The sequence below is a fragment of the Clostridium sp. AM25-23AC genome, from assembly GCF_003435125.1.
In the GTDB taxonomy this organism is placed as follows: domain Bacteria; phylum Bacillota; class Clostridia; order Lachnospirales; family Lachnospiraceae; genus Pilosibacter; species Pilosibacter fragilis.
Genome location: NZ_QWGI01000005.1, coordinates 50,591 through 62,707, shown reverse-complemented (window position 1 = coordinate 62,707; position 12,117 = coordinate 50,591). Strand labels below are relative to the sequence as shown.

At 50.0% G+C, this 12,117-nt stretch carries 10 protein-coding genes; 2 read left to right on the top strand and 8 right to left on the bottom strand.

The window, feature by feature from the left end; all coding sequences use genetic code 11:
* Together DW677_RS04685 and DW677_RS04680 are read right to left on the bottom strand one after the other, a co-directional pair.
* Complete coding sequence (locus DW677_RS04685) at positions 1–675, bottom strand: ATP-dependent Clp protease proteolytic subunit (RefSeq protein ID WP_117566566.1); 675 nt, start codon at positions 673–675, stop codon at positions 1–3.
* Positions 676–762: 87 nt separating this feature from the next.
* A complete protein-coding gene (locus tag DW677_RS04680; RefSeq protein WP_117566565.1) occupies positions 763–2,406 on the bottom strand; it encodes an SH3 domain-containing protein in 1,644 nt (547 codons plus the stop codon).
* 314 nt (positions 2,407–2,720) lie between these two features.
* Here DW677_RS04680 and DW677_RS04675 point away from each other — a divergent pair, with 314 nt between their 5' ends.
* On the top strand, positions 2,721–3,287 hold the full coding sequence (locus tag DW677_RS04675; RefSeq protein WP_117469678.1) for a hypothetical protein: 567 nt from the start codon (positions 2,721–2,723) through the stop codon (positions 3,285–3,287).
* 91 nt (positions 3,288–3,378) lie between these two features.
* On the opposite strand, the gene cls is transcribed toward DW677_RS04675, so the two are convergent.
* Entirely contained in the window at positions 3,379–4,965 is a 1,587-nt protein-coding gene (cls, locus tag DW677_RS04670; protein WP_181968296.1) for a cardiolipin synthase, read from the bottom strand.
* Between the two features lie 97 nt (positions 4,966–5,062).
* Positions 5,063–6,343 (bottom strand): O-acetylhomoserine aminocarboxypropyltransferase/cysteine synthase family protein, encoded by a 1,281-nt coding sequence (locus tag DW677_RS04665; RefSeq protein ID WP_117566564.1) that lies wholly within the window; start codon positions 6,341–6,343, stop codon positions 5,063–5,065.
* Between the two features lie 317 nt (positions 6,344–6,660).
* Between DW677_RS04665 and DW677_RS04660 the strand changes: the two genes are divergently transcribed.
* Positions 6,661–7,182, top strand: coding sequence for a zinc ribbon domain-containing protein (locus DW677_RS04660; protein WP_117566563.1), 522 nt, complete (start codon positions 6,661–6,663; stop codon positions 7,180–7,182).
* 119 nt (positions 7,183–7,301) lie between these two features.
* On the opposite strand, the gene DW677_RS04655 is transcribed toward DW677_RS04660, so the two are convergent.
* From DW677_RS04655 to DW677_RS04640, 4 genes are all read right to left on the bottom strand, one after another.
* Entirely contained in the window at positions 7,302–8,180 is an 879-nt protein-coding gene (locus DW677_RS04655) for a DUF368 domain-containing protein (protein WP_117566562.1), read from the bottom strand.
* A 124-nt stretch (positions 8,181–8,304) separates the two neighbouring features.
* Positions 8,305–10,761, bottom strand: a complete 2,457-nt coding sequence (locus DW677_RS04650; protein ID WP_117566561.1) for a DUF6449 domain-containing protein — start codon at positions 10,759–10,761, stop codon at positions 8,305–8,307.
* A complete protein-coding gene (locus DW677_RS04645) occupies positions 10,736–11,635 on the bottom strand; it encodes an ABC transporter ATP-binding protein (RefSeq protein ID WP_117552403.1) in 900 nt (299 codons plus the stop codon). Before DW677_RS04645 ends, DW677_RS04650 begins: the two co-directional genes overlap by 26 nt.
* The gene (locus DW677_RS04640) at positions 11,632–12,021 is read right to left on the bottom strand and encodes a GntR family transcriptional regulator (RefSeq protein ID WP_117552402.1); all 390 of its coding nucleotides are present in this window, start codon (positions 12,019–12,021) and stop codon (positions 11,632–11,634) included. The genes DW677_RS04645 and DW677_RS04640 overlap by 4 nt, the downstream gene beginning before the upstream one ends.
* Between the last annotated feature and the right edge of the window lie 96 nt (positions 12,022–12,117).

Below are 12,117 nucleotides of genomic sequence, written 5' to 3'. Positions count from 1 at the left end.
TCAGTCGTTTTTTATCAGCACATTCAGCTTTTCGATGGCGTCCCTGATTCCGCCTTCTCCGTCGATCAGTCCGCACTCCACCGCCTCTTTTCCGACCAGAACCGTCCCGAGATCCTTCGTCAGCATCTTCGTATTGTGCATGAGCCGTTTCATTTTTTCCCGATCGATCCTGCTGTGCTCTGATACAAAGCTTATGATCCGTTCCTCGATCATTTCAAAATATTCGTAGGTCTGTGCCGTCCCGATCACCATCCCGCTCATGCGCACCGGGTGCACCAGCATGGTCCCGGTCGGCACGATAAAGGAATAATCTGACGCCACCGCCAATGGCACACCGATGGAGTGGCTGTCCCCGATGACTAAGGAAACCGTCGGCTTGCTGAGGGAGGCGATCATCTCCGCCAGTGCAAGCCCGCAGCTCACATCCCCTCCGATGGTATTCACAAGGATCAGGACCCCTCCGATCTTCTCATCGCTCTCCACCTTCGCAAGTTCCGGCAGAATATGTTCATACTTTGTAGTCTTCGTACTCCCGGATAGATTGTCATGCCCTTCGATCTCCCCGATGATAGATAAGAGATGGATCCTCTTACCGTTCTCTTCCAGCGTCACCTGTCCGTTCTCCCGGATCCGCTCCTCCTCCGCCTTTGTCTCCTTCTGTTCCTTTTCATTCATAACAAAAAACTCCTTTCTGACATGCCAGGTACACCCAGTATGTCCAGAAAGGAGTTCTCATATCCATTTTTATCACAATTTACCCGATCAGGACCTGTTTCCAATTACATCCACGATGCACACCGGAGTTCTGTAGTTCCAGGTAGAGATCTTGATTCCGCTTCTTCGGCTCGCTGCGTGGATGATCTGTCCATTGCCGATGTACATGGCAACATGGTTGATCCTTCCGCGGCTGCTTCCGTAGAAGATCAGGTCGCCCGGCTTCATCTGGCTCGACTTGATCCGTTTTCCGCTGTTCGCCTGGGAACCGGAGTAATGCGGAAGAGAAATCCCGAAGTTTTTCATAACCGACATGGTAAATCCGGAACAGTCAGCGCCTCTTGTAAGGCTCGTACCACCCCAGACATATGGATTGCCCAGGAACTTCATCGCGTAGTTTACGATCCGGCTTCTTAAGGAAGCACTCTCCTCCGTCGGCGAGAACTTGATCGCCTCGGAGAGCGCGTAGCGCACCTCCACGAACTCTGAGGATACATAGGCAGAAGAAACCTCATCACTTCCATCGCCTTCGCCGCCCTCATCAAATTCGATCTTTACCCATCCGTCAAGCTGCTCCGCGACATGATACCGCTCATTCTCGGAGATCTGGGTCCAGATTTTCGCGTCGGTGGACGGCTCTGTTCTCGCGTTTAAGCGGTCCGCATGGACGATCGCCATAAGCTCCGCATGGCTCATGGCTGCTTCCTTCGCTGCGTCACCGGTCAGGATATATTCACTCTTTACATATCCGGTAATTCCACCGGAACTGATCTTATACCAGCCGTTGGCGTCCTCTAAGATCTCACATCCGGCATAGCTCGGGAGCTTTCCGATGATCTTTTCGCTCTCACCGGCGCCCGCACGGATATTTAAATAATTGGAAACATTGGATACGCCCGGGCGGTCATAGAAATTTAAGACCATCGCCTTCATATCCAGCTTGTTTGCCTCGTTCATACAGAACCGTTTTTCCGCGTAATCCGCAGAGATATAACCGCCGGAGATCTGATACCATCCATCCGTCTCCCCAAGAAGTTCATGAAGCTCGCCCTGAAGGCACTTTCCAACGATGTTTCCGTCCATAGAAGGTGTCTCACGGATATTTAAATTGTCTGCGGTAATATATACACGTTCCTTTACAAGGTCTTTCGCCGCGGTCTTTGCTTCATCCCCGGTCAGGATATATTCCGCGCTGGCATATCCCTCGACCTCGCCGGAGCTGATCTTATACCAGCCCTCCAGGGTCTCCAGGATCTCGCAGGCACTTCCATCGGAAAGTGTTCCGATCACATTCGCTGCCTCATTCGGGTCTTTCCGGATATTTAAGTAGCCTGTGACCTTCGCGATACCAAGATTCGAGTAGGAATCGATCACTTCCTGAATCTTTGCATCCGTTTCCGCCGATTCGGATTCGATCTTGGCACGGCTCTCCTCCTCTGCCTGAAGGGAAGCTTCCTCCGCGCTCTCGCTTTCCGAGGCGGACTCAGATGCAGCCTGCGCTGCCGCCATTTTTCCTTTTACGGCATTCACGGCCTTTCCGCCAAATACCACCGCCACAACGATCACTGCAAGGACAGCCGCCCCGATCACAAGGATCCCGTACTGTTCCCAGAAAGACGGTTTTCTTCTCCGTTTTCTGCTTGCCTTGTTGATAGAGTCCATAAAGTTTACTGTATCTTTATCATCATTCATGTGTTTATCTCCATTACTCTTTTCCGTCTTTCTGTACGATACATACGAACAATAGTGTAACATATTTGTAATAAAAAATCAAAATTTTTTCTATTAAAAAAGTATGAACGGATTCGGGGCGGCTTTGTATTTTATTTGACACAATTTCAATTCATAATTGATAATATTGCCGGTTTTCTGTATAATATTTTTAAATATTTGTCCATATTGCTGTAGTTTTCCACCACCTGCAGTACATTCCAAGGCAAAACAGCAACCCGTCCACCTCTGCATAAGTCACCAAGACTTCTCTATACCCCGGGAGGTACCAGCTCATGAAGCACTACACAAGTCCCCGCATCCAGAGAGCGCAGCTATTCCTTATGAAAGTCTCCTCCTATCTGGAGATTGTCTGCGCCCTGATCCTGATCGTCGCGATCCTGATCGCCTTTGTGCCGGTTCCCCACAACCTGTACAGCCTGTATCTCGACAATGGCTTCGATCTTTCCGATTTCATGAAGAAAAGCTTCGATCTCGTCATTGGCGTAGAGCTTTTAAAAATGTTCTGCCGCCATGACATCGACTCCATCGTCGAAGTCCTTCTCTTCTCCGTGGCAAGACAGATGGTCATCGACCACCTTGCCATCAAAGAAGCTCTTATCGGCTGTGTTGCCGTTGCGATCCTCTTCGCTGTCCGCAGGTTTCTCTTCGTACCCATTCTGGATAATCCGGATGAGCAGGAAAGAAAATTAGAAAAAGACCAGTACATCAAAGAACGGATCGCGGACGCGATCGCAGCCTACAAAAAGGAGATTGGCGCAACCTCTTTACGGGAACGCGCAGAATCATCCATCAACACAGCCGCTGCCGACCCGCTGAACGAGAAGGAAGGAAGCGAGTAGAGGAAATTCTCCTCTGCCCGCTTCCTTTTCTTTTTCTGTATGATGCCATCCGGTTCTTTCCCCGCAAGGCCGTTTTTCTCCTGCGTTCTCCCTACATCAACGGTGCGATCAGCCGCATCGCCTTTCCGCAGAACTTATGCAGTGCCGGAAGCGCCTCTACGCTCTCTTTTGTCATCCGCACGCATTTCGGCAGTGTCTCATCAAAATCTTTTTTGATCTGCTCTACCACCGGATTCTCATAAATATAAACCCCGCACTCAAAATTCAGATACTGGCTTCTGAAATCCATATTGACGGATCCAACCACAGCTTTCTCCCCATCGCTGACAAACGTCTTTGAGTGGACAAACCCCGGCAGGTACTCGTAAATCTTTACCCCCGCCTCTATCAGCTCCGTATAGTAAGAATGGGCCAGCATGAACGCTGACTTTTTATCGGGAATATGAGGCATGATGATGACCGTGTCCACCCCGCGCTTTGCCGCATAGGTCAGGGCTGTGATCATATCATCATCGAGCACCAGATAAGGGGTCATAATGTACACATATTTCTTTGCCTGATAGATAATATCCAGATAAAGCTGGTGTCCCACCGGTTCCCCGTCGATCGGGCTGTCAGAAAACGGGATCGAAAATCCGTCCATGTCAAGCTCCGGAGAATGGAAATAATCCCCGGTATCAAGATATGGGCTGTAATCAAAATCCGAATCCAGCTTTTTTGAGCAGACATCCCACATCTGGAGGAACATCACCGTAAAGTTCTTCACGGCTTCTCCCTTCAGGCGGATCGCATTGTCTTTCCAGTGGCCAAACCGGACTTTCCGGTTGATATACTCATCCGCGAGGTTCACGCCGCCGGTGTAGGCGGTATGACCATCGATCACAAGGATCTTTCTGTGATCACGGTTATTCTGGCTTGTAGAGATCGCCGGGCGGATCGGATTGAAGATCCGGCAGCGGATTCCCTTTGCCTCCAGCTCCTTCGGATAGTCGTGGGGCAGGTTGGAAAAGGAGTTCATGCCATCATAGAGGATTCTTACCTCTACGCCCTCTTTCGCCTTCTGCTCAAGGATCTTCAGGATCGAATCCCACAGGATCCCTTTTGAAATAATGAAATATTCGACAAAAATATATCTTCTGGCCTTTTGGAGCTCCTGAAGGACATCCGTATAGAACTCATCTCCCAGCGGAAAATATTTGAAGTTCGTGCGGTCCCAGGTAGGATAGCCGCCGCTTTTCTTCATATAATGGCTGAGATTCGCATTTCTCCGGCTCCTGCGGCTAAGCCGTTCATAGACAGCCGTGTCCTGCTCCAGAAAGTGGTCCGTCCTCTTCTGAACCTCGGCGATCCGTTTGGCGAAGATCTTCGTCTCCATCTGAAGCTGGACAAACACGTAGAACAAGGTTCCGAATACCGGAAACAACAGGACAGGGATCAGCCACGCCATTTTAAAGCTGGCGTTCTGCTTTTCGTTCAGAATATGGATCGTGAGGATCGCACTGATCAAAGCGAAAGAACCGTATCCCCAGGCCTGATATTTGTTATCCAGCCATACATAGATCCAGAAGAAAAACGCCAGCTGCAGCGCGATAAACAGCAGGAAGAACATGGTTCGTCCGAATACGACTCTTAAAAGACCACGCTTTCCTCTTCCCTTCATTTCATCCATTTCGATCATAAATTATGCCTCATATCTTCTGTTAGGCCTCCAGAGACTGTTTCCCCGGCGGCTTCTTGTCATCTGGTCCTCAACACAGCCTGCACATCAGGAGCATTTAATCTTCCAGTGCCTGTCTTAAATCTTCAATAATGTCATCCGCATCCTCAATTCCAACGCTGAGCCGGATCAGGGACGGATCAACTCCCGCCTCCACGAGCTGCTCATCGGTAAGCTGACGGTGGGTATGGCTTGCCGGATGGAGAATACAGGTTCTCGCATCGGCAACATGTGTGACGATGGCAACGAATTTCAATTTATCCATGAACTCTCCTGCCGCCCGTCTTCCTCCCTTTAATCCAAAAGAGATCACGCCGCAGCTTCCGTCCGGCATATATTTTTCAGCCAGAGCATGGTACTTATTCTCCTTTAAGCCCGGATAGTTGACCCAGGCCACGTCCTCTCTCGCAAGCAGCCACTCCGCAACCTTCTGGGCGTTCTCGCAGTGCTTCGGCATTCTGAGGTGCAGGGTCTCAAGACCAACATTTAAAAGGAAGGAGTTCATCGGGGACGGGATCGAACCCAGATCACGCATAAGCTGCGCGGTCACCTTTGTGATATAGGCTTTCTTACCGAAACGCTCGGTATACACGATTCCGTGATAGGAGTCATCCGGTGTGGTAAGTCCCGGGAATTTATCCGCATGAGCATTCCAGTCGAAGTTTCCGCTGTCAACGATGCAGCCGCCGACAGTCATCGCATGTCCGTCCATATATTTTGTGGTAGAATGGGTCACGATATCCGCGCCCCACTCGAACGGCCGGCAGTTGATCGGTGTCGCAAACGTGTTATCCACGATAAGCGGCACCCCATGTCTGTGGGCAAGCCGCGCAAATTTCTCAATATCGAGAACGACAAGAGCCGGGTTCGCGATCGTCTCACCGAATACCATTTTTGTATTCGGACGGAACGCCTTCTCGATCTCCTCCTCCGGTGCGTCCGGATCCACCAGAGTCACATCAATCCCCTGTTTTTTCATTGTCACTGTAAACAGGTTGGATGTTCCGCCGTAGATCGTCGCTGCGCTGATAATATGGTCACCCGCATTGCAGATATTGAAGGCCGCATAGTAGTTCGCCGCCTGTCCGGAAGATGTGAGCATCGCAGCCACTCCGCCTTCCAGCTCACAGATCTTTTCCGCTACCGCATCATTCGTCGGGTTCGCAAGTCTTGTATAGAAATACCCATCTTCCTCCAGATCGAACAGTCTTCCCATCTGTTCGCTCGTCTCATATTTAAAAGTTGTGCTCTGATAAATCGGAAGAACTCTCGGCTCTCCGTTCTTTGGTTTCCATCCGCTCTGGATGCAGATCGTTGCCGGTTTTCTCTTTTCTCCCATGATCGTTTCCTCCATTATGTCTGACATATGGACTGCGCAGGAAGCGCAGACCTGCTGAATGCTTCTATCATAGCACACTTTATCTTTCGCATCAACCTACTAAAGTCCTATAATTGTTCTGCGTTTACTGTACGCGGGCAGGAATTTTCTGAACTGAAAATTCCGTATGATACCGTTATGAACTTTGTTTTTTCCGCTGTTTCATGAATCTGGTGTTAGAAATTGACTTTTCCTTCTAAAAAGATTAAAATAAAGATAATATATCGCCGCCTTTTAAGGCGGTCATACCAATCTACTTTTGAAAGGAGTCTATTGCTATGGCATTTTTTACAGATATGAAACGCAGCCTCACCGAAACCGGGAAACAGGTTGCCCAGAAGACAAAGGAGCTTTCTGACACGGTCCAGTTAAAGACGCAGCTCTCAAGGGAGAAGGAGGCGCTGAACCGCCAGTATGCACAGATCGGCAAAAAGGTATTTGAAGCCGCAAATGGAGCGGACGAGGAGACCTACACCGCAGAATTCACCCTGATCCGTGAAAGTTTAAAGACCATCGACGAACTTCAGGACAAGCTCTCTACCTTAGAAGGATTTATCCACTGTCCGGAATGCGGTGCAAAGATTGAAAAAGCTTCTGCCTTCTGCAGCAAGTGCGGCGCAAAGATCGCGGAGACAAAACCGGAGGATGACGATATCGATGTTGTCGATACAGCCGAAGCGTCCGAAACCACCGGAGAAGAAAAAGCTGATGGGACCTGCACTTGCGAGGCCGTACCGGATGAGAGCTTTGAGACCGGATCTGCTGAGACGACCGGGAACATTACAGAGGACCGGGAATAAGCCATTTTCGCAATGGCGGAATCAGTCCTGTGGGACCGAAACTAAATAAGCAATGCAAAAAGACCGTCTGTGGGCATACGATATCTTTCCTATCGTTTCCCGCAGACGGTCTTTTTTATTTACCGCTCGCCCACAAATACCGTAATGAAAGCCCCGGCAGCCATGAGGACGATTCCAAATAAGATCTCCCACAGTGACAGGGAGCCGAGCTTCGATACAAGTCCCGTGTTGATAAAGATTGCGATCGGGGACGAGATCACGAGGCCTAAGATCGCGCAGAATGTCTGCACGCCGTACTTTTCAAAGAGGAACGTGATCAGCTTTGCGATCAGAAAGATTCCCAAAACCACGCCGATCCCGAACGGCGCCAGGAGCAGGATCCCCTCCTTCATGCCCGCAAGGTCAAAGGCGCGGAGATTGTCAAGGAATGTCTTGATCGTATTAATGATCGCGTAATAATAGCCGAAGATCATCAGCATCATGGAGCCGGAAACACCCGGAATTACCATTGTGGCAGAAGCCACAATACCGAGGATAAATAAGATCACCATATTCCCCGGAGTCACCGCGATCACCGTGAGGGCGTCCTTGCTTTCCTTCAAAAGTGGCATGCCGCCGGAGATCGCAAAGGCGATCACAAAGGCAAGGATTCCAAAGACACCGATCCCGCCCGAAGATACCTTTGCCCTCATGGACGAAAAGATCGCCGGAAGTCCGCCGAGGATCAGGCCCACAAATGCCATACAGGTAACGAAGGTATGCTTATCGAGCAGGTATTCGATGGCGTAGGTAAAACCCACAATGCCGATTCCGGCGCCGATAATGATCGGGATCAGAAACAGGATACTCTTTTTGAATTCCCGAAACAGGCCGGAGATCGAGCCGATGAGCCGGTCATAGATACCGAGAGACACCGCCATTGTTCCTCCGGAAACGCCCGGAATGATGTTCGCAATGCCGATCATGATCCCCTTTATGATATTTCCAAAAAATTCCATGATAAACCTCCGATTTCTCTATCCATATTTCAGATTCAGGAAACGGCAAAACCCGGCAGTTCCCTGCCAGGTTTTTCCTCTCCTATTCAGACTTGTTCGATTATACATGATATTCGTTGATCTATCAATCGTTTTTCATCACTCCGATGCCTTTTCTAACATATTTTGTACTGATTTTACTGTAATTTAACGCTTTCTCAATACACTCCGGAACCGTATCTCCCATGATCCGGTAGACCCGTTCATCCACAGTTCCATTTCCGAAGGAAAAGGCGCTGTCGGGTTTTATGGACACATCGATCTCGATTCCCATCTCATAGGTGCAGAGGCGGTTTCTGTCAAGCATGATCTCCGGCGCACTGGCGGAAAGAATCTCCTCGATCTTCCTTCGGTTCTCCTCCGACCCGTCATTTACGATGGTGAGCATCTTCTGACCGCCATAAGAAACAGCCTTCAATTCCGTTTCTGCCGTCACTCCCCCGCTTTTTTCGCTGATCGGGACGTCCTCTCCTGTGACCGCATTCTCCCCGGCTGCAGTACTCTCATACTCCGTCGGATACAGGATCTTTACCTGTGTGACATCATCCGCAGAGAGCTTCGCTGTCACATCCGTGCCCGCCTGCTTTAAGAGGGCAATCGTCTTTGTAAAGGACGGATAGACCGGAACAAAGTTCACTATCTGCATATCTTCCATCTGGAATCCCTGGGAAGTATAGCCTCTCTGGCTGCTGATCGCGCCGAGATACTCATTCTCCGCCTTTGTGAGAAATCTCAGTGCTGCCACCGGAACCTCGACGGCTCTCTCATTGATGGTGAGCCCTGCCAATTCCTCCTGATACGCCGCGAGGATCTCCGCGCGAAGTGTGTCATCCGCACTCACTTCAAGGATACCACGGTCTGACAGCCAGTAGATCCCCGTGATATTCTCCGGCTGATAGGACATCACCGGATATGTGCCGTCCTTGTACTCCTTCGTCGCATAGATCTCATCCAGGGTACTGCCAAGAACGGAACGGGTGATCCGGTAAGAACGATAAACCGTCTTTCCGTTTTTCTGCCGGTAGCCTGCCTTAACATAGATCATATAGCCGCCGTCATCGCGGTAGCTGTAGGAGCCGTCGCCTTTTATCTGCTGGTTTCTCTGCTGCTTCGCGTTCTCTACCGCCTTTTCCGCAAAGGCACGGACAACAGCGTAATCGGTAAGCTTCATATTTGCGTCCGCGTAATCACTTGAATTCATATAGCGCCAATTATAAGAATCACCGCTCCGGTACGGAAGCCCGCAGTCCGGCTCATTGTCAAGGTTCAGGTCGATGGATGCGGATACGAAGTCCTTTTCGTCCGGAATATAGGAATCATATCCAAAAACGTCCATCCAGAAGGCCCCCACCACCAGAATAGCTATGGCACCTCCGATCACCGTCTGGACCGGATTTGCAAAAAGCTTCGTGAAATCAAAATGATAAATGATCTCGATGAGGCAGCTCGTAAGTACAAGTCCAAGTACAAAGCCGACCGCTGCCCATACGCCGCTGTAGTAGATGCTCCATAAGAATACTGTCGTGGTCACGGTCATCGGAATGAGAAGCAGAATCTTGATCGGCGCCTGAGTCTTCTTAAATGACATGGCCTTTCCCGCCGCCTCCGACGGTCGGATCCTATAGAGGACCAGTGCGATCCCGGTGAGGATCACCGCCGCAAAGATCCCGAGCCCGCAAAGCTTTAAGAGCTCTGCGCCGCTGTCAGCGGTACTCTGCAGCTCCATCTGGATCCTGGAAAATCCATAGTCGATATCGTCATAAAACTGGTCTGAGTGGAACGCATCAAGCCCCGCGCCTGCCAGTTTTGTGAAATAGCCGATGGGGGAACCGTATTTTGCAAGCCAATACACATCGCCTTCTCTTCCCCGTGTCACAAAGAACAGGGATTTTAAGCCCTCGATCAGCAGGGAGACCGCCGGCAAATATCCGTACAGGACGCCTGCGCCGAGGATCGAGATAAAGAGATTCCCTGTGAGAAGCACCGCGATCACCATCACCACATAGATCAGGAGAAATCCGATCATATTGACCGCGAAGGAAGCAAACATCACCTTGAAAAGATCGCCCGCCGCGATCCCGTTTCCGCAGAAAACTCCAAACGCCGCAAACATATTGATCAGGTAAGCGGCCAGGATGATCAGAAATCCGTCAAAGAATTTCACGGTAAACAGCATCTCCCTCTTCACAGGGAGGCTGTTGTAAAAATCGATCTGTTTCTTTGAGTGGAGATACAAAAATCCTGTGAGTCCGAGAATCATCGCCGCGGCTCCGACCACCATGAAGAGGGCATAATTTTCAAAACCCAGGATCTCACCGGCAAGCCGCAGGATCTTCGTCTGACGCAGTGCCTCCGGCACCATATTCTCGTATCCGGTTCCGGAGATCAGCCATTGCTTGTACTGGTTTCCGATCTCTCCGATCCCCATGGCTGCCGCCATCGGCATCGCAAAAAACAGCGCCAGAACCGAAAAACCAATGGCCCAGAGTCGCCGCTTCAGGTCCTCCTTCATAAGTTTAAAAAATAAGTTTCTTGATGTCATATCCTGCCACCTCCGTTTCACTGATAAAGATCTCCTCCAAAGACAGCGGGATCAGCTCGAAGAACAGCGGTTCGCACGCCGCCATCTGCCGTTCTACATTCTCCCTCGAACCGCGGACGGTGATCGTCGCAAGACTTCCCCTGTATTCTGTCTTTAAGATATCAAGCTCCGTAAGATCTTCCACTTTTATGCCGGGTTTTAAGACACACTGGATCTTGTGAATGTTTAACTTCATATCGTCCAGATCCTTAGAGAGCAGGATCCCGCCTTTGTGTAAAAGGCCGACATGATCACAGATATCCTCCAGCTCTCTCAGGTTGTGGGAGGCGATGATCGGAGTCAGATTCCGCTCCGCCATATCGCTCGCGAACAGGCTCTTTACCGCCTGACGCATCACCGGATCCAGACCGTCAAAGGTCTCGTCGCAGAAGATATAGTCCGTTCCCGCGCAGATTCCGTAAATGATGGAAAGCTGTTTTTTCATTCCCTTTGAGAATGTGGAGATCTTTCTCTTTTTGTCCAGATCAAAGGACTGTAAGAGATGGAAAAATCTTGGCTCATCAAAAGCCGGGTAGATAGACTTATAAAATTTCATAAGCTCCAACGGGGTTCCGTTGGCGAAAAAATACTGGTCATCTGAGATATAAAAGAATCTCGATTTCACCGCCGGGTTCTCGTACACGTTTTCACCATCGATCAGCACTGCTCCCTCATCCGGTTTTAAGATTCCGCTGACCATGCGCAGAAATGTACTTTTTCCGGCACCGTTCGTTCCGATCAGTCCGAACACACTGCCGTCCCTGATCTTCGCGCTGATGTGATCGACCGCCAGAATATCATCAAACCGTTTTGTCAATCCACTTGTCTCAATCATGCTTCTCCACCTCCGTTCCTCTTTGCCGCTTTATACTGGATCTCTACCATATTTTTGATCTCATCGCCGGGAATTCCCACCCGGATCGCCTCATCGATCATGTCACTCACCTGAAGGAGAACTTCCTTCTTCCTGTTTTCCTTCATCACTGTATTATCTGCCACAAAACTTCCCTTCCCCTTCACTGTGTAAATATACCCCTGCCGCTCCAGTTCCACATAGGCGCGCTGGATCGTATTCGGGTTGATGGACAGGTCCATCGCAAGAGCCCGCACCGATGGCAGCGGTTCATTCTCTTTCATGACACCGAGCAGCATCAGCTCCTCGAGCTTTGAAACCACCTGTTCGTAGATCGGGCGGCGGTCTTTGTAATCTAATAGAATCATAGGCATCCTCCTTTCTATGCAGCTTGCGACTTTGATGTGCAGCCCTGTACAAAAAGCGCTTATGCAAGCAAGCTTACAGCACACTTTTTCGCACAT